Here is a 25,721-nt window from a genome sequence, read left to right as displayed (position 1 = left end):
GCCCCCGGCACCCTTGTCGTCTCCGGCCAGCGCCAGACGGTGCAACACCGCGACGGCGGCGTGCTGCGCCAGATCCTCGTCCGCGAAGGACAGCGCGTAGGCAAGGGCCAGCTTCTCGCCAGCCTCGCCGCCGCCGAGGTCGTCGCGCAGGAACGCGCTTTGTCCGCCCAGGCCATCCGCCTCCTCGCCCAGCGCGCCAGACTGGAGGCCGAACAGCTCGGCGCCACCTCCGTCGCCGCCCCTGCCGAATATGCCGCGCTCCCCCCCGAGGACCGCGACGCCGCCCGCCTCGCGCTCCGCCTCCAGCAAACCGAACTCGACGCCCGCCGCGCCACCCTTGCCGCACAGCGCCAGGCCCTCGGCCAGCGCGCCGCGCAGTCCAGCGAACAGGGCCGCGGCTATGGCACCCAGGTCGTCTCGGCCAGGGAACAGTTGCGCCTGATCGATGCGCAACTCGCCGCCCTGCGCCCGGTCGCCGAAAAGGGCTTCGTCTCGCAAACCCGCCTGCGCGAGCTGGAGCGCCAGCGCGCCGAGATGATCGGCCAGCAGGGCCAGTACGCCGCCAGCGTCGCGCAGAGCCGCGAGGCCGCCCGTGAAGGCCGCTATCAAGTGCTGGAGGCCGAGCGCACCTTTCGCGAACGCACCACCGCCGATCTGCGCGAGGTAGAGACCAGCCTGGGCGAGATCCTCCCCAAGCTCGCCGCCGCCCGCGATCAGCTCGCCCGCACAGAAATCCGCGCGCCCGTCACCGGCGCCGTCGTCGGCCTGTCGGTCTTCACCCCCGGCGGCGTCATCGCCCCCGGCCAGGCGCTGATGGACATCGTGCCCGAGCGCGCCTCGCTCCAGATTCAGGTCCGCATCGACCCCGACGATGCCGACGACCTGTCGGTGGGGCAGGCAACGCGCGTGAAGTTCCCCGGCCTGCACGACCGCACCCTGCCCGATCTCGACGCCCGCCTGACCCGGCTGTCCGCCGATGCGCTGACCGACGAGAAGACCGGCCAGAGCTTCTTCACCGGCGAAGTCACCGTCCCCGACGCCGAGCTTGCCCGGCTGAAGGACGGCACCGGCAAGCCCTACGACCTGCGCCCCGGCATGCCGGCCGAGGTGCTGGTGCCGCTACGCCGCCGCACCGCGCTCGACTATGCGCTGGAACCGCTGGTCCGCGCCTTCTGGTCCTCTTTCCGCGAGCATTGACGCGCGATGGCGCTACACCACGACCGCCTTACCCATCGCCGTTCATGTCGAGTAAGGACTGCATAGCCCGACCGGGCGTATCGAGAGCTTGTATCGAGACATCGCAACCCATGACCCAGGCCCCAACCCTCCATACCGACCGGCTGACGCTCACCGCCCACCATCCGGACGATCTCGACGCGCTCGCCGCGATGTGGTCCGATCCTGCGGTGTATGCGATGATCGGTGGTCAGCCCCGCTCGCGTGAGGAGGTATGGCTCCGCCTGCTCCGCTCGATCGGCCAGTGGCAGGTGTTCGGCTACGGCGCCTGGGTCGTGCGCGAGCGCGCCGGTGGTCCGCCGATCGGCGATATCGGTCTGCTGGAGGCGCGCCGCGCGATCGATCCGCCGCTGGACGCGCCCGAGCTCGGCTGGGCGCTTGCCCCCGCCGTGCATGGCCGTGGTCTTGCCGGCGAGGCGCTGTCCGCGATCCTCGCCTGGGCCGACGGTCACGGGGTTGCGCGCACCTGCTGCATCATCGACCCCGCCAATGCCCCATCGCTGCGTCTCGCCGCCCGCGTCGGCTACCGATCTACCCGCGATGCCGATTATGCCGGCCGCCCCATCCACATCCTCACCCGCCCATCCCCCGCGGCTCCGAACGGCGCATAACCACGCCCGCCATCGCTTCCCGGATCGACCACCATGGCCAGCGATCGGCGTCGCTTGCGCAACACGATGATCGTCACCGTCATCCTCGCGGCATTTGCTTGCCGATGCTGACCCTCCTTGCCCGGCACTTCGCCCCGTTCGTGCCGGGTAGCGATCGGGCGAGCTTCGCAAGAAGGCGTATCGAGGCATTGTTTCGTAAGATACTCAGTCCCTCGATACACCGTCTCGATACGCGGCCTGAGGGCCGCTACTCGATGGTTACTCGGGACGAACGGGGGTGGGTGGAACGTTAAAAAAAACGATACAACCGCTATGCATGAATATGCCGAAGCCTCTTCGGCATATTCATGCCGAAGAGGCTTGACGCGGTGTTTTAGGCGAGCTTAGTTTGATCGCGACAAGGCTGATCTAGTTCCCTCGTCCAGCGAGGATTGCCCACGCTAGGCAGTTATATGTCGAAGTGAGCGTACATCTCCCCCACGTCGTGGGGACATACTGAAATTCGTGGGCGTGCCTTTCAGGCTAAGCCCCCACAGACATTCAAGTTTCGGAGATTGAGGCCGCCGGCTGCAACCGACGGCCCCAATTGGAGGCAGGTATCTCACCTCCGTGCTGGATCAGCGCGATGGAATTTAATGGGCCTCCATGACCGCGTCAATTGACGCATACCGGCGTAGATGCCTGCGCGTCCGGTCTTGGTAGAGGCTGAAATGACACAGACTGCGCAAATCCAGTGCATCAACAAGACGAACCGTGACAGTGCTTACGAGCGGATATCGCATGTAGGTGGTGGCCTGCCCAGCCGTTGGAAGCTGACGCAGGAAGAGGCGGTCGCCCATATTGAGGCGGGGCGGTGGCGCTTTTACGTCAGCGTTGGTGGACAAAGCGTATGGGTAATTGTCGCTGTCAGTGCAGCGGGCAACAAATATCTGAAGACGCAGAATGACGGTGAGCAGCCGAACAATCTGCTCAGTCTGCCTGAATGTCCATGATCTTTGCATGAAGATGGTCCCGCGCATGCCGCGGGGCCATTTTGACAGCTAATTCAATGTTGTGTTGCTGGCTAATTACATCCGTTCGGCCTGAGCGAAGTCGAAGGCCACGCACTGGTGGCTATGCTTCGACTTTGCTCAGCACGAACGAAGGTAGGAGCGGGGGGCTGGGACGGTTTACTCCGCCGCAGGCAAATACACCTCGCTGCCCTTCTCGCGGAACGTCTCGCTCATCTTCGCCATGCCGGCCTCCGCTTCCTCGGCGGCGACGAAGCTTTCCACCGGGGCATTCTGCTTGGCAGCGAATTCCCGAACCTCCTGCGTGATCTTCATCGAGCAGAATTTGGGGCCGCACATCGAGCAGAAATGCGCGGTCTTGGCACCCTCCGCAGGGAGGGTCTGGTCGTGGTAGGATTCGGCCGTGTCGGGGTCCAGCGACAGGTTGAACTGGTCGCGCCAGCGGAAGTCGAAGCGGGCGCGGGACAGGGCGTCGTCGCGCAGTTTCGCGGCCGGGTGGCCCTTGGCGAGATCGGCGGCATGGGCGGCCAGCTTGTACGTCACCACGCCGACCTTCACGTCGTCGCGGTCGGGCAGGCCCAGATGCTCCTTGGGGGTAACGTAGCAGAGCATCGCCGTGCCGTACCAGCCGATCATCGCCGCGCCGATGCCGCTGGTGATGTGGTCGTAGCCCGGCGCGATGTCGGTGGTGAGCGGCCCCAGCGTGTAGAAGGGCGCTTCGCCGCAGACCTGGAGCTGCTTCTCCATATTCTCCTTGATCTTGTGCATCGGCACATGGCCGGGGCCCTCGATCATCACCTGCACGTCCTGCGCCCAGGCGCGGTGGGTGAGTTCGCCCAGCGTGTAGAGTTCGGAGAATTGCGCCTCGTCATTGGCGTCCGCGATCGATCCGGGGCGCAGGCCGTCGCCCAGCGAATAGGCGATGTCATACGCCTTCATGATCTCGGTGATCTCGTCGAAGCGCTCGTAGAGGAACGACTCCTTGTGATGCGCCAGGCACCATTTCGCCATGATGCTGCCGCCGCGCGACACGATGCCGGTGACGCGCTTCGCGGTCATCGGGATGTAGGGCAGGCGGACGCCGGCGTGGATGGTGAAATAGTCGACGCCCTGTTCGGCCTGTTCGATCAGCGTGTCGCGGAAGATCTCCCAGGTCAGGTCCTCGGCGATGCCGCCGACCTTCTCCAGCGCCTGGTAGATGGGGACGGTGCCGATCGGCACGGGGCTGTTGCGGATGATCCATTCGCGCGTGTCGTGGATGTTGCGCCCCGTCGACAGGTCCATCACCGTGTCCGCGCCCCAGCGGATCGACCAGACGAGCTTGTCGACCTCCGACGCGACGTTGCTGGCGACCGCGCTGTTGCCGATGTTCGCGTTGATCTTGACCAGGAAGTTGCGGCCGATCGCCATCGGTTCGGATTCGGGGTGGTTGACGTTGTTGGGAATGATCGCGCGGCCGCGCGCCACCTCGTCGCGGACGAATTCGGGGGTGACGTAGTCGGGAATCGCCGCGCCGAAGCTTTCGCCGTCGCGGACATAGTCCTTCAGCATCTGGCGGCCGAGATTTTCGCGCGTGGCGACATATTCCATCTCGGGCGTGATGATGCCGCGACGGGCATAGTGCATCTGGCTGACGTTCTGGCCCGGCTTCGCACGCAACGGACGCTTGATCAGGCGGGGGAACTGGGGAACGCCGCCCGAGCGGTCGGGGCCGAGCTGGCCGTTATCCTCCGGGCGGATTTCGCGCGCGTCATAGCTTTCGACGTCGCCCCGCGCCTCGATCCAGTCGCGGCGCAGTTGCGGCAGGCCGGCCATGATGTCGATGCGGGCATCGGGGTCGGTATAGGGACCGGAGGTGTCGTAGACGCGAAGCGGCGGCTCGCCCGAGGAGGGGTCGAGATGGATTTCGCGCATCGCGACGTTCAGCGGGCCGACATGGATCTTCTTCGATCCGCGGATCGGGCCGGTGGTCACGCCGATTTCGGTGCGGGCGGGTACGTCTGCCATCTCTTCTCTCCTTGACGGGAGGGGGAGACGGATGGCCCGGAGGGGTTGCGCCGACTTCCACTCCCTACGCCGGTGTCAGCCGGATCAGGTTCAGCGGGTCGGAGCGTCCTCGCTCCCTCTCAACCGCAGTGTCGGCGGTCCCCCGGGGATGGCGCGAGCATAAGGGGTCGGCGGACGAACGCCAAACGAAAAGGGACCGTCCCGGACGGACGGCCCTTATACGCGGATCAGAAGGTGTAGCCGATGCCGAGTGCGCCGACCCACTGGCTGCGCTTGCCGGCGATCGAGACGACGGGGCTGTCGGCGAAGTCGTTGAGCATGTCGCGGTAGACGACGCCGCCGACGACCTTCCAGCCCTTCAGCAGGTTGCCGGTGATCGAATAGGTGCCCATCGCGCCCAGCGCCCAGTTCTTCCAGCCTTTGCGGGCGTTATAGACCGGCAGGGTGCTGGCGACGCTTTGGGTGGGATCGACCGAGAAATAGGTGCGCGCATAGCCGGCACCGGCATGTTCGGCCGAGGCGAACAGGCCGACCGCCGCCTTGGTGCTGAGCGGGGTGAAATAGTTGATCGTCGGCTGCCAGATGGCGCTGTCATGCGCATTGCTGACGTCGTGGCGGTAGCTGAGCGAGACCGAGATACGGTCGTACGGGCTGGTGATGACGCCCGTCTTGCCGATGCCGACGAAGCCGCCGAGTTCGATCGCGGTCTTCACCTCGCCCAGCGCGCGGACGCGGGCGTCGTCGATCGAATCGACATTGTTGCGGTTGAAGTTGATGACGCCGATCGGGCCAGCCTGGAAATCCCAGTTGGGGCCGGGCTGGTTGGGGATCAGGTCGATCGAGGCGCGGTTGCCGATGACGGTGAAGTTGTAGCCGCCGACCGAGCCCAGCACGCCGGGCGCCGGCGTCCACTGATAATCGTTCGACCCTTCGTAATCGGTGATCAGTGCTGCCGCCACCGCGACGGTGACGCTGTCGCGGTTGAAGTCGTCGGGATCGACGCCGGTGGGCGCGCGCGATGCGTCTGGCGGGGTGCTGGCATCCTGCGCGGCGGCAGGCATGGCGGCCACGAGCGCAAGCGTCGGGGCAAGGATACGGAAAGCGACGCAGCGCAAGACGGAAAACTCCCTGAACGATTATCCCACGCGCAACGCGTTGTAATCGTTTTGGGTCCGACTACCCTCCGTCAGAAGATGTAACGCATCCGTACCTGTTGCCGATCGGTCACATCCGCCAGCGTGAAGCGTGCCGCCGAAAAGCGTGGCGGGCCAAAGCGAATGGCGGGATTACGCGAAAAACCAAAGCCTTCGCGCGGAATGCCGGCAAAGGTGTCGAGCTTGGCATTGCCGTTCTCGTCATGGATCACCGCCAGCGCATAGGCGCCGCGCGGCAGACCGTCGAATTGGATGCTGCTCTGCCCGGCGGGGACCGAGCGGGTGACGGCGCGGACATCATCGACACAGGCCGGGAAATTGTCCGGATCCGCGGTCAGGCAGACGCGGATCATCCCCTTGGCCGAACGCAGGTGATCAACCCCGATGTCGAGTCGCGATACCGGTGCCGCGCCCATCATCAGGCCCGCCGCCGCCAGCAGCACGCCCGCGCCGCTCAGCCTGCGCATGCGCGCGGGCGAAATCGCCCAGCCCCCGGTCGGTGCCGCACAGCCGGTCCCAGATGCGGAAGTAGAGGCCATAGTTACATCCATATTGCTCGTGGTGCCGCTGATGATGGCTGGCGGTGATGAGCCAGCCCCCCAGCGGCCCCTGCCACACCGAGCGGGGAAAAATTTCCCAGCCCATATGGTTCGTTACCCCCATAACGGTCATGATGGTGAGGACCAAGGCAAGTGCGGTGACATGGATCGGAATCGCGAAGACCAGTAGCGGAATTGCCACAGCGCCGGTCACCGCCTCCACTGGATGAAAGGCCATCGCCGCCCAGGCGGTGGGCGGGCGGCTGGCATGGTGGACGGCGTGCGCCAGCTTGAACACACGGGGCCGGTGCATCCAGCGATGCGTCCAGTAGAACCAGGTGTCGTGCGCGAACAGGTAGAGCAGCACCGAGACCGGCCAGTACCAGAGCGGCCAGGCATGGATGTCGCTGTAGATCCGCGTCCAGCCGTGATTCTGCCAACCCCAGGCGATGATGCCGGCGGGCAGGCCGTAGATGGCGGCGGAGGCGAGACTCCATGCGATCTCGCGCCGCATCTGTGCGTCCAGACCCGCGTAAAGGCGGGGATGGCGCACGCGGGTGGCAAAGGCGAACGCCCCCGAGACGATCAGGTAGCGGATGCCGACGATCGCGGTCATCGCAAGCGCGGACAGGAGGATGGCAAGGATCACGCCGGCCAGTGTAGCCGATCGCGGACCCGGATTGAATGATCGATCGACCGCCGTTGAACGGCTTGCCCGTGCCGATCGTTCACCCACGCGAACAGATGCAGGAGATGGACCATGGCGACCAACGAGCCGAACAACGCGCAGGACGTGCCCGAAACCCCGCGCGAGGAAGGCAGCGCGGCGGCGATCCTGTCCGACGCGCAGATGGACAGTGCCCCGGGCGGCGGCCTGGGCGGAGCGTCCGCCGCCGACGTTCTGAGCGGTTCGGGACGAACGCCGGGCGGCACGGCACCGAATGCACCGATCGATACGGGCGTGGATGCCGGCGACCGCGATGCCGATGCCGAGGCGCGTGTGCGGGCGGTCGACGGGAACGAGGCCGAGGGGCATCCCTCCTGACGGGGCGCGCCGACCGTTCCCGACACCCTCACCTGGGAAGCGGGATCAAGGCGTTGCCGCGCACGGAACAGGCCTGTTGCGGCGGGCAGTCGATATGGGTGACGGCGAACAGCCCGGCATTGTTCTGCCACGAAAAGAACCGACGTTTGGACGTGCCGAGCGTATCGATCGAAGCGCGTGGGCAATTCGCGCGGCGCCGGGCGCAGTATCGCATCGCCTCCACCATCTCGGCGCGGGCCGATACGGGGTCTGCGTTCGTGTGCGCGATCTCGGCGAGCCGCGCGTCGGGAACGTAGGCGGGAATGCTCGACATGATGATGGCGAGCGGAAACATCATCGCCGTGGCCGTCATCCCCAGGATCAGCCTTGCCCCGTCCGTCATGGGAGCGGGCTTAATTCCGGCGGGTAAACAGCAGATTAGCAGCGATCAGAGGCGGGCCATCCGCCTTCCGTCAGCCGGCAGAATAGGCCATGTCGAACTTGCCGTCACGCGGGCGTCCGATTTGCCAGGTCGTGCTTTTGTCCTTTCCGAAGGTGACGGTGTAGGTCTCGACCCGATCGGCATTCTCGCCGCTCGCGGAGACGAACGTCATGCCGGTGATCGGGCCGGCGGCGGCGAGTTCGCGCTGCATGGCCGGCAACTGTTCCCGGCAGGCCGCCAGCAACGCATCGCCCATGATATCGGCGGGGCACTGGCCGTCCGCGGTTTCCACCAGCATCTTCCTGAGGGCATCGCCGAACTGGCCGCCATCCGCCGCGATCACCGGCGACAGGGCCGTCACCCCCAAAGTCATGGCGAACATTGCGAAGCTGCGGCGCATGATATGTCTCCCCCCGAATGCTGGCGGCATCATGTCCTGCGACGGAATGTTGCGCAAGCGATCGACCAATGAAAAGCCGTCGTACCTTGATATGGCGATATGTGGGTAGTTGAAGACGCCCGCGCGGGGTGGGACATCTTGCGGCGTTCGATTCGATCGGGCGATACGGCGGGTCACGCGGCCCTTTCGGAACTGGTGGTGCGGTTGCGCATCCTCATGCCCTGATGGATGCCGGAACGCCACATCGGTGAAACAAACCGCGAACCAATCCAACAATCGACCGCGCGGGGCTGTCCTACAGCGCTCCCCCTGATGTTCACTCATCGCCATGAGCAACCGCACCCAACCGCCCGCCGCCGGAGATTTCGATCCCGTGCCCGTCCGCCCCCGCGTCGATGGCTGGACACCCGAACGCCAGACCGGCTTTATCGAGGCGCTCGCCGCCACCGGCAATGTCGAGGCGGCGGCCAAGGCTGTCGGCATGGGCACCACCTCCGCCTATGTGCTGCGCGCCCGCCCCGACGCGGCCAGCTTTCGCGAGGCGTGGAACATCGCGCTGGATTGCGCGGTGCAGCGCCTGGCCGATGCCGCGTTGGACCGGGCGATCAACGGCGTCGCCACCCCCATCTTCTACAAGGGCGAGCAGGTCGGCGAGCGCCGCCGCTTCGATGAGAAGCTGACCATGTTCATGCTGCGCCTGCGCGATCCCAAGCGTTTCGGGAAATGGCGCGAGGACCGCGTGCCGTCCTTCCACCAGGACGGTGCCGCGATGCTGCTCCAGGTCGCGATGAACCGGGTGGAGAACGACGCGCACGATATCGAAGCCGGCGTCACGCCGCCCCGGCACAAGCCGCTACCCGAATTGCGGCTCATCACGCTCGAACAGGAAGAAGCGGTGATGATGATGCGCGCCGAACACCTGGCCGAGATCCAGCGCCGCCGCGAATATGAACGCTGCTACAATGCGGACTAAGTGGAGGCGCGAGGGGGGATGTAGTGTCCACTTCCGCAAAAGGCGGCGCGGCGCTCCCGCCTCAAACCTCCGGCAGCGCCCAGTCGATCGGCGCCTGCCCCTGTGCCTCCAGGAACGCGTTTGTCCGCGAAAACGGCCGCGACCCGAAAAAGCCGTGCCGCGCCGACAAGGGCGATGGGTGGGCGGAGCGGATCACCAGATGCCGCCCGCCCTCGTCGCCGACGAATGCGGCCTTTTTCTGGGCATGCGCGCCCCACAGGATGAACACCGCCGGCGCCTCACGCGCTGCCACCGCATGGATCACCGCGTCGGTGAACGGCTCCCACCCGCGCTTCTGGTGCGAGGCGGCGGCCCCTTCGCGCACCGACAGCACGCTGTTCAGCAGCAGCACGCCCTGCCGCGCCCAATGGTCCAGCAGGCCGTGGCGGCTGCGCGCCACCCCCAGGTCGCTTTCCATCTCCTTGAAGATGTTGACCAGGCTCGGCGGCGGTCGCACGCCCGGCCGCACCGAAAAGGCCAGGCCGTGCGCCTGTCCCGCGCCGTGATACGGGTCCTGCCCCAGAATCACCACGCGCACCCGGTCCAGCGGCGTCAACTCCAGCGCGCGGAACCGGTCCGCGGCCGGCGGGAAGATCGCCTGCCCCGCCCGCGCCTCGTCCTCCAGGAACGTCGCCAACGCCGCAAAGCGAGGCCCGTCCAGCTCCGCCCGCAAGGCGGCCTGCCAGTCGGGGGGAAGGATGGGCATGGTGGTGCTTTGGGTCATGACCCCGAAGGCCATGCCGCTTTCGTTACGATCGGGCAACCACGCGGCACTCGCTGCGTTGATCGCCCGGACAGGAGGAACCCGATGAACCGTTCGACGCTCACCGCGCTTGCCGCCCTCGCGCTCGCCCCGCTCGCCGCCTGCGGGCAGAGCGATACCGCCGCCGACAACGCCACCCCCGTCACCAACGCTGCGGAAACCGCCGCGGCGGAGGGGATCGATTACGGCACCCGCATCCGCGAGCTGCCGGAAGGACAGCGCCGCGGCGTCCTGTTCCGCGCGATCCGCGATTCCGGCACCGATGGCGCAACCTGCCAGGCGGTGACCGCGATGAGCGAGGCGGCACCCACCAACGGCCTGGCGACCTGGAATGCGGTCTGCGACAACGCCGCCCGCTGGTCCATCGTCTTCGCCAATGACGGCACCGCCTCCGTCACCGGCCCGCTCGCGCCGCAATCCGCCGGCTGACCGGCACGCCCTGCGGACGAAGCCGGGCGGCGCGCAACCATGGCGCGCGCCGCCCGTTTGAGGCTGCATCCCCGCAACCCCGATCAGGAGAGAGACGATGGGCCTGTTTTCCAAGGATATCGAAACGCTGCAGGATCTCTACATCCACCAGCTTCAGGACGTCTATTACGCCGAGCAGCAGATCACCAAGGCGCTGCCCAAGATGATCGAGAAGGCGACGGACTCCGAACTGCGCATGGGCTTCGAGACCCATCTGCGCGAGACGGAAGGCCAGATCGCCCGCCTCAAGCGCGTGTTCGAGCTGGAAGGGCTGGAGCCCAAGGGCGTCACCTGCCCCGCGATCGACGGCATCATCAAGGAGGCCAGCGAGGTCGCGGGCGAGGTCGCCGACAAGGCGGTGCTCGATGCCGCCCTCACCGCCGCCGCACAGGCGGTCGAGCATTATGAGATCAGCCGCTACGGCACGCTGATCGCCTGGGCCGAACAGCTCGGCCGCAGCCAGGCCGCGCAGTTGCTCGGCGAGACGCTGGCCGAGGAAAAGGCCACCGACGAGAAGCTGACCAAGCTCGCCTCGTCCAAGGTCAACGCCAAGGCCGAACTGGCCGGCGCCTGACGCCTCCGGACGGTCGCGGCGCCCTTACAGGCGCCGCACCGTCTCGGCATCCTCCTGCCCGCCGTAAAAGCGGTCGAGCACCGCCCGGAACGCCGCGCCGTCCTCCCCCGCGGCTCGCGCAAACAAGGTCATGGAAGAGCGCGGCTTGACCGCATCGATGCCGCCCATGATCGCCTCCGCCGTGCCCGGCGCCGCCAGCACCGCCGCACTCGCCTCGCGCAGCCGCCCGCCCAGCACCGGATGCGCCAGATAGGCCCGCGCCTCCGCGATCGACCCGATGCCATAGGCCCTGGCCATCGCGCTCTGCCCCAGCCCGGCGATCTGCGGGAACACGAACCACATCCAGTGGCTCCGCTTGGCGCCCGCCTTCAATTCCGTCAGCGCCTGGTCATACGTCCCCGCTTGCGCTGCGACGAAACGTTCGAGATCATGGTCGTCCATCCCCCCGCAACCGCCGGCACAGGCGGAGCGTTCCAAAGGTCAGGAGAGAGAAACCCTATGCACCACGCGTCGTCGTCGCCGCGATCATCCGCCGCCATCATCCTCGCCGCGCTCGTCCTGGCCGGCTGCGGCGGCGGCACCAGCGAAGATGCCGATCGCGAGGCCATGGCCGCCAACTTCACGCCGCCCGTCACCGCGCGCCCCACACCGCTTCCCGGCCAAGCACACAGCCAGCCGCTCACCGCCTATGTCGGGCATTATCCGAACGACGCCGTATCGGGCGTCACCTTCTACAACCGCACCGAGGTCGCCGACGCCCTCAACCGGGCGGTCGGCGATCAAGCCGTCCGCAGCCGCATCGTCGCCACCGATGCGGTCTCCACGCCCATCGTCTTGACCGGCGGCCGCCTGCTCGCTCATGGCTGCGAACCGCACAATTGCGGTGACCACGACTGGACCCTCCTCGTCACCCCCGATGGTGAAAAGGCGGAGGCGTGTCACCACGATGCCGAGACCATGGGCAACACCAGCCGCTGGTATCGCGGCGGCGCCCCCGAAACCCGCCCCGGGGATTGTCCGCAAGGGGCCTAGGGCGCGGGGCGCTCCGCCTGCGCCTCGGCCAGATACACCCCGAACAGCCCATCGGGATCGGTCCACTCCGCCACCGGCGTCCACCCGCCCGCGCGGAGCAGGATGCGGGCATCGCGGGCGCCATATTTGTGGCTGTTCTCGGTATGGATCGTCTCGCCCGCCGCCATGGCGAACAGGCGTCCATCCACGCTGAAATCGACGTCCGCCGTCGCTTCCAGATGCATCTCGATTCGCGCCCGGTCGTCGTTCCACACCGCCTTGTGCCGGAACGCCGCCACCGGCACATCGCCGCCCAGTTCGCGGTTGATCCGCTCCAGCAGGTTCAGGTTGAACGCCGCCGTCACGCCCGCCGCATCGTCATAGGCCGGCACCAGCACATCCGCCGGCTTGATCCGGTCCATGCCGATCAACAGCATCGCCCCCTCGCCCAGCGATGCGCGCATCGCCCGCAACAGGTCGGTCGCCATCAGCGGCGTCATGTTACCGATCGTCGATCCGGGAAAAAATCCCAGTTTCGCCGTTTCCGTCACCGCAGCCGGCAGCGCGATCGGCCGCATGAAATCGGCCTCCACCGGATACATGGGCAGGTCGGGAAACCGCTCCGCCAGCACGTGCGTCGATGCCCGCAGGAAGTCGCCCGAAATGTCGATCGGGACATAGGCGGCAGGATCGGCACAGCGCAGCAGGATCGGCGTCTTGGTGGACGATCCCGATCCGAACTCCACCACCACCCGTCCCTTGCCGACGCGTGCCGTCACCTCCGGGCAGATCGTCTCCAGGATCGCGGTCTCGGTCCGCGTGGGGTAATATTCCGGCAGGTCGGTGATCTGCTCGAACAGCTCGGACCCCCGCCGGTCGTAGAACCAGCGCGCGGGGATCGCGCGTGGCCGCCGTGCCAGACCGCTCAGCACGTCGGCGCGAAACGCCGGGTCGGCCAGGGATGCCTGGCCGTCTTCGATTTCGGGCTTCAGCATCCTACAGATCCTTTGCCAGACGCACGCCGGTGAACTGCCAGCGTTGATGGGGGTAGAAGAAGTTGCGGTACGACGCCCGCACATGGCCGCGCGGCGTCGCGCAGCTTCCGCCGCGCAGCACGAACTGCCCGCTCATGAACTTTCCGTTATACTCGCCCACCGCGCCCTCGGCCGCCCGGAAACCGGGATAGGGCCGGTACGCGCTGCCCGTCCATTCCCAGACATTGCCGAACAGCGCAGGCCCGCCCGCCGCCGGCCGCGGCTCCACCGGGCCGGCGGCGTCCATCTGATGACCACCCGCCGGATCGTGCGCCCCGGCAGCCGCTTCCCATTCCGCCTCGGTCGGCAGGCGTGCGCCCGCCCAACTGGCAAAGGCATCCGCCTCGAAGAAGCTGACATGCGTCACCGGCGCCGCCGGATCCACCGCGCGCCGCCCGTCCAGTCCGAAGCGCGTCCAGCCGCCGTCGCGCTCTTCCCAGTAGAGCGGTGCCGTGATCGCTTCCGCCTTCACCCAGGCCCATCCGTCCGACAGCCAGTGCCGCGCATCACGGTATCCGCCATCGGCGATGAACTGCGCCCATTCGCCATTGGTGATCGTCCGGTCGGCGATCGCATGCGGCGCCAGCAAGGCGGCGTGGCGCGGTCCTTCGCAATCGAACGCGAAGCCGCTGCCCTCATGCCCGATCTCGACGACACCCTTGCGCCCTTCGATCCAGCCGATCGGTCCCGGCATCGCCACCGGCACCTTGCGCGCCGCGGGATACCAGGCCGGCTCCAGCGGATTTTCGCTGAACAGGTGCAGCATATCGGTGACGAACAGTTCCTGATGCTGCTGCTCGTGATGGCAGCCCAGTTCCACCAGCGCGGCCACGTCCGGCGCCAGATCGGGGATCGCCGTCACCAGCGCATCGTCGACATGGGCACGGTACGCCCGCACCTCGTCCAGCGTCGGCCGGGTTACCATTCCGCGCCGGTGCCGCGCATGCCGGCGCCCCTCCGCCTCGTAATAGCTGTTGAACAGGAACGGCCAGCGTTCGTCGTGCAGCCGGTATCCCGGTACGTGATCGCGCAGCACGAACGTCTCGAAAAACCAGGTCGTGTGCGCCAGATGCCATTTCGCCGGAGATGCGTCGGGCATCGACTGCACCGTCGCATCCGCGTCCGACAATCGCTCGGCCAACGCCAGGGTCAGCGCGCGTACGCTGCGGAATCGATCAACCAGCCCTCGTGGGGCAGCGGCAAGTGGATAGGCGGCATCGCTGGCCATGTCGGGTGCTCCCACCCGAACGCAGGCTGGCCTTGATTAACCTAGCGCAATCCCCCGGGCACCCAAAGAACGTCCCCGGCGCCGTTTTGGTTCACCGCCCGACTGGCGACGAACAACCAATCCGACAAACGATTTAGATAGCGCAGTGCCTCCGGATTCAGCGGCTCCGCCACCGCCACCGCCGCCCGCTCCGCCCGGCGCGCGATCGCACGTGCCAGATGCAGCGCCGCTGCCACCGGGCTGCCGCCCGGCAGGATGAAGCTGGTCAGCGGCGCCAGTTCCAGGTTCATCGCATCGATTTCGGCTTCCAGTCGCGCCACCTGCGCGCTCACGATGCGCAGCACCATCTCCGAAGGCGAGAAATCGTCACCGGGCGTCGCCAGATCGGCGCCCAGGTCGAACAGGTCGTTCTGCACCCGCATCAGCGCGCCGCGTATCGCATCATCGGCCAGCGTCGCGGCGACCCCGATCGCGCTGTTCGCCTCGTCCACCTCGCCGATGGCGATCATCCGCGCATCCGCCTTGGACCGGCGCGATCCGTCGACCAGCCCCGTTTCGCCCGCATCGCCGGTGCGGGTGTAGATCTTGTTCAGCTTGACCAGCGGATCAGGTCCGGCCGGCCAGGAACAGGATCAGCACGACGATCAGGATCGCCAGCGCCTGAAAGAAGATGCGCATCTGCATCATCCGGTTGGACTTCAGCGCCGCCGCACTCGGTCCATCGCCCTTGGCCTGAACGGTCGCTTCCTGAAGAAACGAGACGATGCCGCGCACCATCGCCACCACGGTGGCGATCATCGCCGCGATCAGCAGGATCACGAGAAAGGTGTTCATGCCGATGAAGCTAAGCCTTCCCCAGCGAAAATCCAGTGGGCAGAATGTCCCGCCGCAAGTCGGCCGCCAATGCGGCACCATCCATGCCCTGCGCGCGCAGGTCGGCCAGCGCCGGCGCGCCGTGCCGCTTGGCCAATCGCTGTCCATCCGCCCCCAGGATCAGCGGATGATGATGATATCGGGGCACCGGCAGGTTCAGCAGCGCCTGGAGCAGACGGTGGACATGCGTCGCGTCGAACAGGTCGGCCCCCCGCACGATATCGGTCACGCCCTGCGCGGCATCGTCCACGCTGACCGCCAGGTGATAGGAGGACGGCGCATCCTTGCGCGCCAGCACGACATCGCCCTGCGCCTCCGGCACCGCCGCGACCTCGCCCGCGATCGCGTCACGCCACATCAGAGGCCCTGCCAGAGCGACCGCCCGCGCCATGTCCAGCCGCCAGCAATGTGGCATCGCCATCCGCGCGGCGCGCTCCGCAGGTGGCAATGTCCGGCACGTTCCCGGATAGACCGGCGCCATCCCATGCGGTGCCGATGCACTCGCCGCGATCTCCGCCCGCGTGCAGAAACAGGGATAGACCAATTCTCGCTCGCGCAACGCATCCAGCGCCGCCGCATACAGTGCCAGCCGCTGCGACTGGAACGTCAGATCATCCCATTCCAGCCCCAGCCAGCGCAGATCCGCCAGGATCGTCTCGACATGTTCGGGGCGGCTGCGCGTGCCGTCGATATCCTCGATCCGCACCAGAAAGCGCCCGCCGGTTGCCCTCGCCATGGCATGCGCGCGCACCGCCGACAGGGCGTGGCCCAGATGCAGCCGTCCGGTGGGGCTGGGCGCGAAACGTGTGACGATCATCGCGTCGCCCCTTGACCCCAAATCATTGCCCGTGCTGTCATGCGACTGTCACGCCGTTGGGCGAAGATGTCCACGGCACCATGAAGGGAGGAGCCGTGTTTCATCCCGACCTGATGCGGCATCCGGACAGTTGCCCGGCGCTGGTCCTGAATGCCGACTATACACCTTTGTCCTATTATCCATTGTCGATCTGGCCCTGGCAAACGGCGATCAAGGCGGTGTTTCTCGACCGGGTCGATATCGTCGCCCATTATGAGCGGGCCGTTCGCAGCCCGACCGCGACGATCCAGCTTCCCTCGGTCATCGCGCTCAAGCAATTCGTCCGCCCCTCGCAATTTCCCGCCTTCACCCGCTTCAACCTGTTCCTGCGCGACCGCTTCGCCTGCCAATATTGCGGCGCCCACCGCGACCTGACCTTCGACCATGTCGTGCCGCGCGCCCAGGGCGGCCGCACCACATGGGAGAATGTCGTCACCGCCTGTGCGCCCTGCAACCTGAAAAAAGGCGGGCGCACGCCCAAACAGGCCGCAATGCCGCTCCATATCGAGCCGATCCGCCCGACCAGTTGGCACCTGCAGGAACATGGCCGCAGCTTTCCGCCCAATTATCTGCATGAAACATGGCACGACTGGCTCTATTGGGACGTTGAACTGGACGCGTAACGACAAGGGAAGCACAGCGGAATGCGGGTTGTGACGATCGGCTTGGCTCTCGGTACGGCGTTGCTCGCCTCCGCGTGCAACAACAATAGCGAGGAAAAGCGGGACGCGGACCAGCGCGCGGCCGCTGCGGGCTTCGTCCCTCCATCGGTCACCTCGCGCGTCGATTTCGGCGGCATGATGGACCGTCGTTTCCGCACGCTCGACCGCGATGGCAACGACATCATCTCGGCGGACGAGATGCCCAGCGGCACCTCGCGCATTCGCGAACTCGACCGGAACCATGATGGCGAAGTGACGCACAGCGAATATTCGGAAGGTACGCTCAACTGGTTCGATCGCATGGATCTGAACCGGGACGGCGCCGTCACCTCCGAAGAGCGCGAGAGTTCGCGCACCGAGCGCCCCGCCACACCAACCAACCCGGTGTTAAGCAACACTAATTGATCCTTATCGCCTCGGGGTGGTGAAATTTGATGGAAAATTGCGTGCGTTCGGCGATTGACCTTCCACCTGTTGCGTTGCAGCATTGATGGCTATGGCCAGCCTTCCCCCGATCGCGAACAATCCCGACATCCGTTTCCTGGGCGCACAGCTCGGCGAAGTGATCCGCGCCTATGGTGGCGAGCGCCTGTTTGAAGCGACCGAGGCGATCCGCCGTGCCTCGGTCGAACGGCATCGCGGCATCGGCGACGGCGCCGCCGTCGATCTGCAACTGGAACAGCTCGATCTCGGCGAAACGCTCGATTTCGTGCGCGGCTTCATGCTGTTCTCGATGCTCGCCAATCTTGCGGAGGATCGTCAGGGTATCGCGGCCGAACAGGGCGCAGACCTCGCCGCGGCACTGGCCCGGCTGGCCGATGAGGGCATCGATCGCAAGGCCGCGTCCGATCTGCTGGCGCGCGGGCTCGTCGCTCCCGTGCTCACCGCGCATCCCACCGAGGTGCGCCGCAAGAGCATGATCGATCACAAGAACCGCATCGCCGAGTTGATGGAGATGCGCGATCGCGGTCGCGAGGTGACGCCGGATGGCGATGCGGTGGAGGCCGCGATCGGCCGCCAGATCGCGCTGCTCTGGCAGACGCGGGTGCTGCGGCGCGAGCGCCTCTACGTCACCGACGAGGTGGAAACCGCGCTGTCCTATCTGCGCGACGTCTTCCTGCCCGCGCTCCCCGCCCTCTACCAGCGCTGGGACAAGGCATTCGGCCACCGCATCGCCAGCTTCCTGCGCCCGGGAAGCTGGATCGGCGGCGATCGCGACGGCAATCCCTATGTCACTGCGGATTCGCTGCGCACCGCGCTTGCCCGTGCCAGCGAGGCGGTGCTCGGCTATTATTGCGATGCCGTCCACGCACTCGGCGCCGAGCTGTCCATCTCCACCGGGCACGCGCAAGTCGATGAGGCCGTGCTGGCGCTGGCCGAGGCGAGCGGCGACACCGCCGCCAGCCGTGCCGACGAGCCCTATCGCCGCGCGCTGTCCGGCATCTATGCCCGCCTGGCCGCCACGCATCAGGCGCTGACCGGCAAGGCCGCGCCGCGCCCCGGCCGCCTGACCGGCGAACCCTATCCGGATCCCCGCGCCTTCCGCGCCGACCTGATCGCCATCGCCCGCGCGCTGGCCGGCTCGGGCGGCGGCGCACTGGCGTCTGGCGGCGCGCTCGGCCGGCTGATCCGCGCGGTGGAGACGTTCGGCTTCCATCTCGCCACGCTCGACCTGCGCCAGAACTCCGCGGTCCATGAACGCGTCGTCGCCGAACTGCTCAAGGTCGCCGGGGTCGAGGCGGACTATGCCGCGCTGGACGAGGATGCGCGCGTCGATCTGCTCCGCCGCGAGCTCGCCAATGCCCGCCCGCTCGCCTCCCGTTTCGCCGATTATTCGGAGGAGACGACCGGCGAACTCGCCATCGTCCAGGCCGCGGCGGAGGCGCATGCCCGCTACGGCCCCGGCTGCATCACCAACTACATTGTCTCGATGGGCAAGTCGGTGTCCGACCTGCTGGAGATCAACCTGCTGCTGAAGGAGGTCGGCCTCTACCGCCCCGGCGCGGAGCCGAGCGCCGCGATCATGGCGGTCCCGCTGTTCGAGACGATCGAGGATCTCGAGGCCGGCCCGGCGATCATGCGCGCCTATTTCGCGCTGCCCGAGATCGCCGCCATCGCAAAGGCACGCGGCCATCAGGAAGTGATGATCGGCTATTCGGACAGCAACAAGGACGGCGGTTATCTCACCTCCACCTGGTCGCTGTCCAAGGCATCCACCGCGCTCGCCCCCGTGTTCGAGGAAGCCGGCGTCGCGATGCAGCTTTTCCACGGCCGCGGCGGCGCGGTCGGGCGCGGCGGCGGCAGCGCCTTTGCCGCGATCCGCGCGCAACCGCATGGCACCGTGCAGGGGCGCATCCGCATCACCGAACAGGGTGAGATGATCGCCGGCAAATACGGCACCCCCGCCACCGCGATGGCCAATCTGGAAGCGATGGCGTCCGCCACCCTGCTCGCCAGCCTGGAGCCCGAGCATCTGTCCGCGCCCGACAATGCGCGCTTCGGCGCGGTGATGGACCAACTATCCGGCACCGCCTTCCACGCCTATCGCGACCTCGTCTACGGAACGGACGGTTTCCGCACCTTCTTCCGCCAGATGACCCCCATCGCCGAGATTGCCGGCCTGAAGATCGGCAGCCGCCCGGCCAGCCGCAAGAAGTCCGACGCGATCGAGGATCTGCGCGCCATCCCCTGGGTGTTCAGTTGGGCACAGGCACGCGTCATGCTGCCCGGCTGGTACGGCGTCGGCCACGCCATCACCGCTTGTCAGGACAAGGCGCTGCTCGCCGACATGGCGCAAGGATGGCCGCTCTTCGCCGCGACGCTCGCCAACATGGAAATGGTGCTCGCCAAGTCGGACATCGGCATCGCCGGCCGCTACGCCACGTTGGTCGAGGACAAAGCCTTGCGCGACACCATCTTCGGTCGCATCCGCGACGGCTGGCAGCGCACGCATGACGGCCTGCTGGAGATCACGCGCCAGTCCCGCCTGCTGGAAAAACACCCCGCGCTGGAAACGTCGATCCGCCTGCGCCTCCCCTATATCGAACCGCTCAACCTCCTCCAGATCGAATTGATGAAGCGCCACCGCGCCGGCGAGGACGATGCCCGCATCGGCGAAGGCATCCTCTTGTCGATCAACGCGATCGCCACCGCCCTGCGAAATTCCGGCTGATGACTTACCCTCTCCCCTCCGGGGAGAGGGAAGGGGCCCGTCGCCGAAGGCGATGGGAAGGGTGAGGGGCTGCCAAGCAGCGCAGCACTGCTGGCGTCCCAATCCCCTATAGCAACGCCATCCCAACCCGCTCCAACCCCAACAACCGCTCCTTCACCGCCAACCCGCCGGCAAAGCCGGTCAGGGCGCCACTCGCCCCCACCACCCGGTGGCACGGCGCGATGATCGAGATCGGATTGCGCCCGTTCGCCGCCCCCACCGCGCGCGACGCGCCAGGCCGCCCGATCGCCGCCGCCAGCGCGCCGTAACTGCGCGTCTCGCCATAAGGGATCGCCAGCAACCCGGCCCAGACCGCCTTCTGGAAATCCGTGCCCACAAATCCCAGCGGCAGATCGAAGACGCGCAACCGCCCCGCAAAATAGGCCAGCAACTGCGCCACGGTTTCCCGCAACACCGGATGATCGTCCGCCCGCGTCACCGCGCCCATCCGCACCCGTGCCGGATCGTCATCCTCCCACAGCACCGCGTTCAGGGCATCGCCGCTGGCGACCAGCGTCAACGCACCGACAGGCGAAGGCAGGATCGTGAAGCTCTGTGTCATGCCGCTATCATAGCGCAAAGGCCACCGACACGCGTCCCGCCGCTTGCGCTCAAACCGCCAGGAAGGGCGCCGCGATCTCCGGCGTCACGCGCAGCAGCCGGCCGCTCGCCCGGTCGATCAGCGCCCAGGTCGTCACCGCATCTACCTTCACGCGGCCATCCGCACCCGTGAAGCGCATGTGGCGGTCGAACCGGGCGCCCTTGGGCGTTCCGGGCACCCAGGTTTCCGCCGTCACCGCCTCGCCCGCGCGCACATTGCCGCGATAATCGATCACATGCCGCGTCACCACCCAGACATAGGCGTCGATATGCTCCGCCGGGGCCGCCGCCGCCCAATGCGCGGTCGCGACATCCTGGATCCACCGCACCCAGACCGCATTGTTCACATGGCCCAGTTCGTCGATATCGTCATCCCGGGCGACGATCGTGCAGCTATACCGGTTCATGCCTCACCTTTTCGCCTGCGCCACCACCAGCCGATCGCACCCGCCACGATGACCAGCGCCGCCGCGGCCAGCACATGCACCGCCCGCGGCCGCCACCGCCCCAGCAGTTCGGTCAGCCCTTCCCCGAACAGATATCCGATGCCGGTGAACGTCGCTGCCCACAGGCAAGCGGCGGTCAGGTTGACCACCAGGAACAGCCGCACCGGCACCGCACTCGTCCCGATCGCCACCGGACTGATCGTCCGCAAGCCGTAGAGGAAGCGGAAGGCGAAGATGAACCCGATCGGATGCCGCTCCAGCATCCCCATCACACGGCCATAGACCTTGCTCTCGCGCAGCCGCCGGACCCAGCCGACTTCGCGAAACCGTCGCCCCGCGGCAAAGAACACCTGATCCGCCGCGAACGAGCCCGCCGCCGCCGCCGCCATCGCGCCGGGCAGCGACACGAGCCCCTGATGCGCGAGGAGCCCACCGGCGATCACCGCCGTCTCGCCTTCCAGCCCGGCCCCCAGGCCGATCGCGGCGACGCCCCAGCGGGCAACGATCGCCTCGATACTCAGCTTTCGATCCCCATCTGCCACAGAACGAAGGCATGCTCCTCGGCCGCTTCGCGCAGGCTTTCGAACCGGCCCGATTTGCCGCCATGCCCGGCCCCCATATTGGTCTTGAGCAACAGCAGGTTGCTATCGGTCTTGGTGGCCCGCAGCCGCGCCGCCCATTTCGCCGGCTCCCAATAGGTGACGCGCGGATCGTTCAACCCGCCCGAAATGAACATCGGCGGATAGGGATGCGCGCCTACATTGTCATACGGGCTGTACGACCGGATCAGTTCGAACGCCGCCTTGTCCTCGATCGGGTTGCCCCATTCCGGCCATTCGCCCGGCGTCAGCGGCAGCTCGGCATCCATCATCGTGTTCAGCACGTCGACGAACGGCACGTCGGCGATCACCGCGCCCCACAATTCCGGGTCGGAATTGACCACCGCGCCCATCAACTCGCCCCCTGCCGAGCGGCCGGCGATCGCGATCCCGCCCTCATGCGTCCATTCGCCGGCGATCAGCGCGCGCGCCACATCGACGAAATCGTTGAAGGTGTTCGTGCGCTTGTCCAGCTTGCCGTCCAGATACCATTGCTGGCCCAGATCGTCGCCGCCGCGGATATGCGCGATGGCATAGGCAAAGCCGCGATCCAGCAGGCTCATCCGCCCCGTCGAGAAGCCCGGCGGGATCGCATAGCCATAGGCGCCGTAAGCATAGAGGAACAGCTTGCCCGTTCCGTCCCGCGGGAAATCCGCCGGATAGACGATCGATACCGGCACCTGCGTTCCGTCGCGCGCGGCGATCTTCAACCGCTCGGTCCGGTACCGGTCGGCCTCGTAGCCCGACGGGATCTCCTGCACCTTCAGGGTGGTGCGTTCACCCGTCGCCACGTCATAGTCGTACACCGTCCCCGGCGTGACCATCGACTCATATCCCAGTCGCAACACCGACACGTCATATTCGGGATTGTCGCCCAGCCCCGCAGTATAGCTCGCCTCCGGGAATGCAATTCGCTGCGCCACCGTCGGTGCCTCATAACGGTGGACCGCGATCCGGTCCAAACCGTCCTCGCGCCCCTCCACCACGAAGAAGCGCGCATAGCATTCCACGCCCGTCATGTAGAAATGCGGGTCGGGCGCGATCAGCTCGTGCCATTCGCCCGGATTGTCGATGCTCGCGGTACACAGCCGCCACATCGGATCGATGTCGTTGGTGTGGATGAACAGCGTGCCGTCATGCTCGTCCACATCATATTCGCGCCCCTCCTTGCGGGGTGCGACCAGGATCGCCTCGGCCAGCGGATTGTCGGCGGGGAGCAGCCGCACCTCGCTCGTCACATGGTCGCCCGTGCCGATCACGATCCATTTGCGCGACGATGTTTCCGCCACTGCGACGCGGTACCCTTCGTCCGCTTCCGTATAGAGCACGACGTCATCCGCCACCGGCGTGCCGATCCGGTGAAAACGGGCATTGTCCGTCCGCCACTGGTCATTGGCCAGACCGTACAGGAACCCGGCATCGTCCGCGGTCCACACGATGTCGGACAGCATCCCCGGAATCACCTCGGGCAGATGCTCGCCGGTGGTCAGGTCCTTGACCCGCACCTCGAACCGCTCGCCACCGGTATCGTCGATGGCATAGGCCAGCAGGCGGCCATTGTTGCTGATCGCAAAGGCGCCCAGACGGAAATATTCCTTGCCCTCGGCCAGCGCCGGCTCATCGAGCAACAGCTCGTCTTCGCCGCCTCCCACGGGCTTGCGCCACCATTTGCGATACTGGCCGCCCGTCTCGAACGCGGTCCAGTACAGCCAGTCGCCATCCTTTTGCGGCACGGAGGACTCGTCCTCCTTGATGCGCCCCTTCATCTCTTCGTACAGCCGGTCGACCAGCGGCTGGCGCGGCGCCATCACCGCGTCGAAATAGGCGTTCTCGGCCTCCAGATAGGCGAGCACGTCGGCATCGCCCACCTCGGGATAGTCGGGGTCCTTCAGCCAGGTATAGGGATCCTCGATCGTGATGCCATGCGCGGTGAAGCTGTGCGGCCGCTGTTCGGCGACGGGGGGCGTCGGTTCGGTCATCCCCCTGCCTTAGCGGCTCGCCGCGGGTGCGGTCGAGGCGGTTTTCCGCATCGGCGGCAAGCGTCATCCGGTCCGGACACGCAATAACGGGGGCTGTCGTGTGCCATGGGTTTCTGCCAAACCGCCGCCCATGTCTCTCCATGCCGACCGCCTCGCCCAACTCCGCACCCGCCTTGCCGTCATCGGCCTGGACGGGTTCATCGTTCCGCTCACCGATGAACATATGAGCGAATATGTCGGGGATTATGCCCAGCGTCTCGGCTGGCTGACCGGCTTCGGCGGATCGGCGGGCAGCGCCGTCGTGCTGGCGGATCGTGCGGCGATCTTCACCGATGGCCGCTATACGCTGCAGGTCCGCGAGCAGGTCGCCGCCGACGACTGGGACTATGTCGCCGTGCCGCAGGACAGCATTGCGGGCTGGCTCGCCGTACATGCGCCCCAGGGCAGCCGTATCGGCTATGATCCGTGGCTCCACACCCGCACGCAGGTGCAGGACATGGCCGACGCGCTCGCCGGCCGCGATGCGATCCTGGTGGCGGTGGCGGAAAACCCCGTCGACGCGATCTGGACGGACCAGCCACGGCCCTCCCCCGCCCCGCTCATGGTGCAGGATGACCGGCTGACCGGCGCGACCTCTGCCGAGAAGCGCGCCCGCATCGCCGACTGGCTGGTCGAGCAGCGCGCCGATGCTGTCGTGCTGTCCGCGCTCGACTCGATCGCCTGGGCGCTCAACATCCGCGGCGCCGACGTCACGCATACCCCGGTCGCCTTGTCCTACGCGGTCGTTCACGCCAGCGGGGAGACGGACTTCTACGTCACGCCGTCCAAGTTGACCGATGCGGTGCGCCAGCATCTCGGCAACGCCGTCCGCCTTCATGATCGCGCCGATTTCGATACGGGGCTGCGCGGCTTTGCAGGCAAGCGCGTCGTCGCCGATCCCGAGCGGGCGGTGGCCGCCATCGCCCAGGCGCTGGAGGCTGGCGGCGCCACCGTACTGGCGCTGCGCGATCCCGTGGTGCTGGCCAAGGCGATCAAGAACCCGGTCGAGCTCGCCGGCCACCGCGCCGCCTCGCTGCGCGACGGGGCCGCGATGGTCCGCTTCCTGCGCTGGGTGGAGGAGGAATGCCCCAAGGGTGGCCAGACCGAACTGTCCGCCGCAGCGCAGTTGCTGGCCTGTCGCCAGGCGACGGGGCGACTGCGGGACACCAGTTTCGCCACCATCTCCGCCACCGGCGCGCATGGCGCCAGCCCGCATTATCACGTGACTGAGGAGTCGAACGCCCCCATCACCCCGGGCCAGCTCTTCCTGATCGATTCCGGCGGCCAATATGATGACGGCACGACCGACATCACCCGTGTCATGCCGATCGGCGATCCGACCCCGGAGATGCGAGACCGCTTCACCCGCGTGCTCAAGGGGCATATTGGCCTCGCCACGGCGGTCTTTCCCGATGGCACGCTGGGCGGCCATATCGATGCGCTGGCCCGCCGCCCCCTATGGGAGGCCGGCCTGGATTACGCGCATGGCACCGGGCACGGTATCGGCGCCTATCTGTCGGTCCATGAAGGGCCGCAGCGCATCGCGGCGCCCAACTATCCCGGCGGTGCCGCGATGGAGCCGCTGCGCGCCGGCATGCTGCTCTCCAACGAACCCGGCTATTACAAGGCCGGAGAGTACGGCATTCGCATCGAAAACCTCGTTTTGGTCGAACCGCGCGACATCCCCGGCGCCGACCGCGCGATGCTGGGGTTCGAAACGCTGACCCTGTGCCCGATCGAGCGGACACTGATCGATACCGATCTGCTCACCGATGGCGAACGCGCCTGGATCGACAGCTATCACGCCCATGTTTTCGGTAGCTTGGCGCCCGAACTCACCGGCGACGACCACATCTGGCTGAACGCCAAGTGCGCGCCCCTCTAATCGCGTCCCTCGGACGGCGGGGAAGACACCGCGTCATCCCCCGCCCCGCCCTCTACCC

The 25,721-nt window shown here is 66.9% G+C and carries 29 protein-coding genes and 1 riboswitch; of the genes, 12 read left to right on the top strand and 17 right to left on the bottom strand.

Translation table 11 applies throughout. The features are described 5' to 3' along the window. From Q0U08_RS05445 to Q0U08_RS05435, 3 genes are all read left to right on the top strand, one after another. A partial coding sequence (locus tag Q0U08_RS05445) for an HlyD family type I secretion periplasmic adaptor subunit (RefSeq protein ID WP_298090245.1) occupies positions 1-1,197 on the top strand: 1,197 nt, incomplete at its 5' end. Positions 1,198-1,307: 110 nt separating this feature from the next. Continuing rightward, positions 1,308-1,847: a GNAT family N-acetyltransferase gene (locus Q0U08_RS05440; protein WP_298090244.1), complete on the top strand. Its 540-nt coding sequence runs from the start codon at positions 1,308-1,310 to the stop codon at positions 1,845-1,847. A gap of 710 nt (positions 1,848-2,557) precedes the next feature. Further along, positions 2,558-2,839: a DUF3892 domain-containing protein gene (locus tag Q0U08_RS05435; protein WP_298090242.1), complete on the top strand. Its 282-nt coding sequence runs from the start codon at positions 2,558-2,560 to the stop codon at positions 2,837-2,839. Between the two features lie 177 nt (positions 2,840-3,016). Here the strand turns inward: Q0U08_RS05435 and thiC are convergent, their stop codons facing one another. The 4 genes from thiC to Q0U08_RS05415 form a co-directional block, all read right to left on the bottom strand. Continuing rightward, on the bottom strand, positions 3,017-4,864 hold the full coding sequence (gene thiC, locus Q0U08_RS05430) for a phosphomethylpyrimidine synthase ThiC (protein WP_298090240.1): 1,848 nt from the start codon (positions 4,862-4,864) through the stop codon (positions 3,017-3,019). Between the two features lie 44 nt (positions 4,865-4,908). Then, a riboswitch (TPP riboswitch) is annotated at positions 4,909-5,019 on the bottom strand. A 72-nt stretch (positions 5,020-5,091) separates the two neighbouring features. Continuing rightward, positions 5,092-5,979: a MipA/OmpV family protein gene (locus tag Q0U08_RS05425; RefSeq protein ID WP_367271099.1), complete on the bottom strand. Its 888-nt coding sequence runs from the start codon at positions 5,977-5,979 to the stop codon at positions 5,092-5,094. A 71-nt stretch (positions 5,980-6,050) separates the two neighbouring features. Continuing rightward, positions 6,051-6,371 carry a DUF2141 domain-containing protein gene (locus Q0U08_RS05420; protein WP_367271098.1) on the bottom strand — a complete coding sequence of 107 codons (321 nt, stop codon included), beginning with the start codon at positions 6,369-6,371 and terminating at the stop codon, positions 6,051-6,053. A gap of 22 nt (positions 6,372-6,393) precedes the next feature. Continuing rightward, the gene (locus tag Q0U08_RS05415; protein WP_298090249.1) at positions 6,394-7,173 is read right to left on the bottom strand and encodes a sterol desaturase family protein; all 780 of its coding nucleotides are present in this window, start codon (positions 7,171-7,173) and stop codon (positions 6,394-6,396) included. A gap of 144 nt (positions 7,174-7,317) precedes the next feature. On the opposite strand from Q0U08_RS05415, the gene Q0U08_RS05410 reads away from it, so the two are divergent. Next, entirely contained in the window at positions 7,318-7,602 is a 285-nt protein-coding gene (locus Q0U08_RS05410) for a hypothetical protein (RefSeq protein WP_298090237.1), read from the top strand. A gap of 28 nt (positions 7,603-7,630) precedes the next feature. Here the strand turns inward: Q0U08_RS05410 and Q0U08_RS05405 are convergent, their stop codons facing one another. Both Q0U08_RS05405 and Q0U08_RS05400 read right to left on the bottom strand, forming a co-directional pair. Then, entirely contained in the window at positions 7,631-7,954 is a 324-nt protein-coding gene (locus tag Q0U08_RS05405; protein WP_298090235.1) for a hypothetical protein, read from the bottom strand. A gap of 100 nt (positions 7,955-8,054) precedes the next feature. Next, positions 8,055-8,423: a hypothetical protein gene (locus tag Q0U08_RS05400; RefSeq protein ID WP_298090233.1), complete on the bottom strand. Its 369-nt coding sequence runs from the start codon at positions 8,421-8,423 to the stop codon at positions 8,055-8,057. Between the two features lie 328 nt (positions 8,424-8,751). Here Q0U08_RS05400 and Q0U08_RS05395 point away from each other — a divergent pair, with 328 nt between their 5' ends. Next, positions 8,752-9,396 carry a hypothetical protein gene (locus Q0U08_RS05395; RefSeq protein ID WP_298090232.1) on the top strand — a complete coding sequence of 215 codons (645 nt, stop codon included), beginning with the start codon at positions 8,752-8,754 and terminating at the stop codon, positions 9,394-9,396. Positions 9,397-9,457: 61 nt separating this feature from the next. On the opposite strand, the gene ung is transcribed toward Q0U08_RS05395, so the two are convergent. Further along, the gene (gene ung, locus Q0U08_RS05390) at positions 9,458-10,159 is read right to left on the bottom strand and encodes a uracil-DNA glycosylase (RefSeq protein WP_298090231.1); all 702 of its coding nucleotides are present in this window, start codon (positions 10,157-10,159) and stop codon (positions 9,458-9,460) included. A gap of 84 nt (positions 10,160-10,243) precedes the next feature. Here ung and Q0U08_RS05385 point away from each other — a divergent pair, with 84 nt between their 5' ends. Together Q0U08_RS05385 and Q0U08_RS05380 are read left to right on the top strand one after the other, a co-directional pair. Continuing rightward, positions 10,244-10,627, top strand: a complete 384-nt coding sequence (locus tag Q0U08_RS05385) for a hypothetical protein (protein ID WP_298090229.1) — start codon at positions 10,244-10,246, stop codon at positions 10,625-10,627. A 97-nt stretch (positions 10,628-10,724) separates the two neighbouring features. After that, a complete protein-coding gene (locus tag Q0U08_RS05380; RefSeq protein WP_298090228.1) occupies positions 10,725-11,240 on the top strand; it encodes a ferritin-like domain-containing protein in 516 nt (171 codons plus the stop codon). A gap of 24 nt (positions 11,241-11,264) precedes the next feature. Here Q0U08_RS05380 and Q0U08_RS05375 read toward each other — a convergent pair whose 3' ends face one another. After that, a complete protein-coding gene (locus Q0U08_RS05375) occupies positions 11,265-11,681 on the bottom strand; it encodes a DUF1810 domain-containing protein (protein WP_298090227.1) in 417 nt (138 codons plus the stop codon). 57 nt (positions 11,682-11,738) lie between these two features. Here Q0U08_RS05375 and Q0U08_RS05370 point away from each other — a divergent pair, with 57 nt between their 5' ends. Further along, positions 11,739-12,272 (top strand): hypothetical protein, encoded by a 534-nt coding sequence (locus Q0U08_RS05370; protein ID WP_298090225.1) that lies wholly within the window; start codon positions 11,739-11,741, stop codon positions 12,270-12,272. Here the strand turns inward: Q0U08_RS05370 and egtD are convergent. The 5 genes from egtD to gluQRS are packed head-to-tail and all read right to left on the bottom strand — an operon-like array spanning position 12,269 to position 16,203. After that, the gene (egtD, locus tag Q0U08_RS05365) at positions 12,269-13,246 is read right to left on the bottom strand and encodes an L-histidine N(alpha)-methyltransferase (protein WP_298090224.1); all 978 of its coding nucleotides are present in this window, start codon (positions 13,244-13,246) and stop codon (positions 12,269-12,271) included. The genes Q0U08_RS05370 and egtD overlap by 4 nt on opposite strands. 1 nt (position 13,247) lies before the next feature. Next, positions 13,248-14,513 carry an ergothioneine biosynthesis protein EgtB gene (gene egtB / locus Q0U08_RS05360; RefSeq protein WP_298090222.1) on the bottom strand — a complete coding sequence of 422 codons (1,266 nt, stop codon included), beginning with the start codon at positions 14,511-14,513 and terminating at the stop codon, positions 13,248-13,250. A 41-nt stretch (positions 14,514-14,554) separates the two neighbouring features. Then, positions 14,555-15,115, bottom strand: coding sequence for a cob(I)yrinic acid a,c-diamide adenosyltransferase (locus Q0U08_RS05355; protein ID WP_298090248.1), 561 nt, complete (start codon positions 15,113-15,115; stop codon positions 14,555-14,557). A 4-nt stretch (positions 15,116-15,119) separates the two neighbouring features. Next, positions 15,120-15,347, bottom strand: coding sequence for a twin transmembrane helix small protein (locus tag Q0U08_RS05350; protein WP_298090221.1), 228 nt, complete (start codon positions 15,345-15,347; stop codon positions 15,120-15,122). A 10-nt stretch (positions 15,348-15,357) separates the two neighbouring features. Continuing rightward, positions 15,358-16,203 carry a tRNA glutamyl-Q(34) synthetase GluQRS gene (gene gluQRS / locus Q0U08_RS05345; RefSeq protein WP_298090219.1) on the bottom strand — a complete coding sequence of 282 codons (846 nt, stop codon included), beginning with the start codon at positions 16,201-16,203 and terminating at the stop codon, positions 15,358-15,360. A gap of 95 nt (positions 16,204-16,298) precedes the next feature. Here gluQRS and Q0U08_RS05340 point away from each other — a divergent pair, with 95 nt between their 5' ends. The 3 genes from Q0U08_RS05340 to ppc all read left to right on the top strand — a co-directional run bounded on the left by Q0U08_RS05340 (position 16,299) and on the right by ppc (position 20,076). Beyond that, positions 16,299-16,865, top strand: coding sequence for an HNH endonuclease (locus tag Q0U08_RS05340; RefSeq protein WP_149683609.1), 567 nt, complete (start codon positions 16,299-16,301; stop codon positions 16,863-16,865). A 21-nt stretch (positions 16,866-16,886) separates the two neighbouring features. After that, complete coding sequence (locus tag Q0U08_RS05335) at positions 16,887-17,309, top strand: hypothetical protein (protein WP_298090217.1); 423 nt, start codon at positions 16,887-16,889, stop codon at positions 17,307-17,309. Between the two features lie 91 nt (positions 17,310-17,400). Next, positions 17,401-20,076: a phosphoenolpyruvate carboxylase gene (gene ppc / locus Q0U08_RS05330; RefSeq protein ID WP_298090215.1), complete on the top strand. Its 2,676-nt coding sequence runs from the start codon at positions 17,401-17,403 to the stop codon at positions 20,074-20,076. A 106-nt stretch (positions 20,077-20,182) separates the two neighbouring features. Here ppc and Q0U08_RS05325 read toward each other — a convergent pair whose 3' ends face one another. From Q0U08_RS05325 to Q0U08_RS05310, 4 genes are read right to left on the bottom strand one after another with little or no spacing between them, the layout of a single operon-like run. After that, a complete protein-coding gene (locus Q0U08_RS05325; protein ID WP_298090214.1) occupies positions 20,183-20,677 on the bottom strand; it encodes a methylated-DNA--[protein]-cysteine S-methyltransferase in 495 nt (164 codons plus the stop codon). A gap of 49 nt (positions 20,678-20,726) precedes the next feature. Then, positions 20,727-21,122 (bottom strand): thioesterase family protein, encoded by a 396-nt coding sequence (locus tag Q0U08_RS05320; RefSeq protein WP_298090212.1) that lies wholly within the window; start codon positions 21,120-21,122, stop codon positions 20,727-20,729. Then, positions 21,119-21,703, bottom strand: coding sequence for a DedA family protein (locus Q0U08_RS05315; protein WP_298090211.1), 585 nt, complete (start codon positions 21,701-21,703; stop codon positions 21,119-21,121). Before Q0U08_RS05315 ends, Q0U08_RS05320 begins: the two co-directional genes overlap by 4 nt. Next, entirely contained in the window at positions 21,679-23,739 is a 2,061-nt protein-coding gene (locus tag Q0U08_RS05310) for a S9 family peptidase (protein WP_298090210.1), read from the bottom strand. Before Q0U08_RS05310 ends, Q0U08_RS05315 begins: the two co-directional genes overlap by 25 nt. Before the next feature lie 130 nt (positions 23,740-23,869). Between Q0U08_RS05310 and Q0U08_RS05305 the strand changes: the two genes are divergently transcribed. Continuing rightward, positions 23,870-25,663 carry an aminopeptidase P family protein gene (locus tag Q0U08_RS05305; protein WP_298090209.1) on the top strand — a complete coding sequence of 598 codons (1,794 nt, stop codon included), beginning with the start codon at positions 23,870-23,872 and terminating at the stop codon, positions 25,661-25,663. The last annotated feature ends 58 nt before the right edge of the window (positions 25,664-25,721 follow it).

The sequence above is a fragment of the uncultured Sphingomonas sp. genome (genome assembly GCF_946477935.1).
Taxonomy (GTDB): Bacteria; Pseudomonadota; Alphaproteobacteria; order Sphingomonadales; family Sphingomonadaceae; genus Sphingomonas.
This window is presented reverse-complemented; position numbering and strand designations above follow the sequence as displayed.

What these genes read in the sequence shown, in the direction of transcription:
- Q0U08_RS05415 (WP_298090249.1), bottom strand. Translation starts at nt 7,173, where the DNA reads ATGACCGCGATCGTCGGCATCCGCTACCTGATCGTCTCGGGGGCGTTC.
- Q0U08_RS05410 (WP_298090237.1), top strand. Translation starts at nt 7,318, where the DNA reads ATGGCGACCAACGAGCCGAACAACGCGCAGGACGTGCCCGAAACCCCG.
- egtD (WP_298090224.1), bottom strand. Translation starts at nt 13,246, where the DNA reads ATGCTGAAGCCCGAAATCGAAGACGGCCAGGCATCCCTGGCCGACCCG.
- ppc (WP_298090215.1), top strand. Translation starts at nt 17,401, where the DNA reads ATGGCCAGCCTTCCCCCGATCGCGAACAATCCCGACATCCGTTTCCTG.
- Q0U08_RS05440 (WP_298090244.1), top strand. Translation starts at nt 1,308, where the DNA reads ATGACCCAGGCCCCAACCCTCCATACCGACCGGCTGACGCTCACCGCC.
- Q0U08_RS05305 (WP_298090209.1), top strand. Translation starts at nt 23,870, where the DNA reads ATGTCTCTCCATGCCGACCGCCTCGCCCAACTCCGCACCCGCCTTGCC.
- Q0U08_RS05320 (WP_298090212.1), bottom strand. Translation starts at nt 21,122, where the DNA reads ATGAACCGGTATAGCTGCACGATCGTCGCCCGGGATGACGATATCGAC.
- Q0U08_RS05385 (WP_298090229.1), top strand. Translation starts at nt 10,244, where the DNA reads ATGAACCGTTCGACGCTCACCGCGCTTGCCGCCCTCGCGCTCGCCCCG.
- Q0U08_RS05420 (WP_367271098.1), bottom strand. Translation starts at nt 6,371, where the DNA reads ATGATCCGCGTCTGCCTGACCGCGGATCCGGACAATTTCCCGGCCTGT.
- Q0U08_RS05335 (WP_298090217.1), top strand. Translation starts at nt 16,887, where the DNA reads ATGCGGGTTGTGACGATCGGCTTGGCTCTCGGTACGGCGTTGCTCGCC.
- ung (WP_298090231.1), bottom strand. Translation starts at nt 10,159, where the DNA reads ATGACCCAAAGCACCACCATGCCCATCCTTCCCCCCGACTGGCAGGCC.
- Q0U08_RS05325 (WP_298090214.1), bottom strand. Translation starts at nt 20,677, where the DNA reads ATGACACAGAGCTTCACGATCCTGCCTTCGCCTGTCGGTGCGTTGACG.
- Q0U08_RS05370 (WP_298090225.1), top strand. Translation starts at nt 11,739, where the DNA reads ATGCACCACGCGTCGTCGTCGCCGCGATCATCCGCCGCCATCATCCTC.
- gluQRS (WP_298090219.1), bottom strand. Translation starts at nt 16,203, where the DNA reads ATGATCGTCACACGTTTCGCGCCCAGCCCCACCGGACGGCTGCATCTG.
- Q0U08_RS05405 (WP_298090235.1), bottom strand. Translation starts at nt 7,954, where the DNA reads ATGACGGCCACGGCGATGATGTTTCCGCTCGCCATCATCATGTCGAGC.
- Q0U08_RS05380 (WP_298090228.1), top strand. Translation starts at nt 10,725, where the DNA reads ATGGGCCTGTTTTCCAAGGATATCGAAACGCTGCAGGATCTCTACATC.
- egtB (WP_298090222.1), bottom strand. Translation starts at nt 14,513, where the DNA reads ATGGCCAGCGATGCCGCCTATCCACTTGCCGCTGCCCCACGAGGGCTG.
- Q0U08_RS05400 (WP_298090233.1), bottom strand. Translation starts at nt 8,423, where the DNA reads ATGCGCCGCAGCTTCGCAATGTTCGCCATGACTTTGGGGGTGACGGCC.
- Q0U08_RS05435 (WP_298090242.1), top strand. Translation starts at nt 2,558, where the DNA reads ATGACACAGACTGCGCAAATCCAGTGCATCAACAAGACGAACCGTGAC.
- Q0U08_RS05310 (WP_298090210.1), bottom strand. Translation starts at nt 23,739, where the DNA reads ATGACCGAACCGACGCCCCCCGTCGCCGAACAGCGGCCGCACAGCTTC.
- Q0U08_RS05395 (WP_298090232.1), top strand. Translation starts at nt 8,752, where the DNA reads ATGAGCAACCGCACCCAACCGCCCGCCGCCGGAGATTTCGATCCCGTG.
- Q0U08_RS05350 (WP_298090221.1), bottom strand. Translation starts at nt 15,347, where the DNA reads ATGAACACCTTTCTCGTGATCCTGCTGATCGCGGCGATGATCGCCACC.
- Q0U08_RS05375 (WP_298090227.1), bottom strand. Translation starts at nt 11,681, where the DNA reads ATGGACGACCATGATCTCGAACGTTTCGTCGCAGCGCAAGCGGGGACG.
- thiC (WP_298090240.1), bottom strand. Translation starts at nt 4,864, where the DNA reads ATGGCAGACGTACCCGCCCGCACCGAAATCGGCGTGACCACCGGCCCG.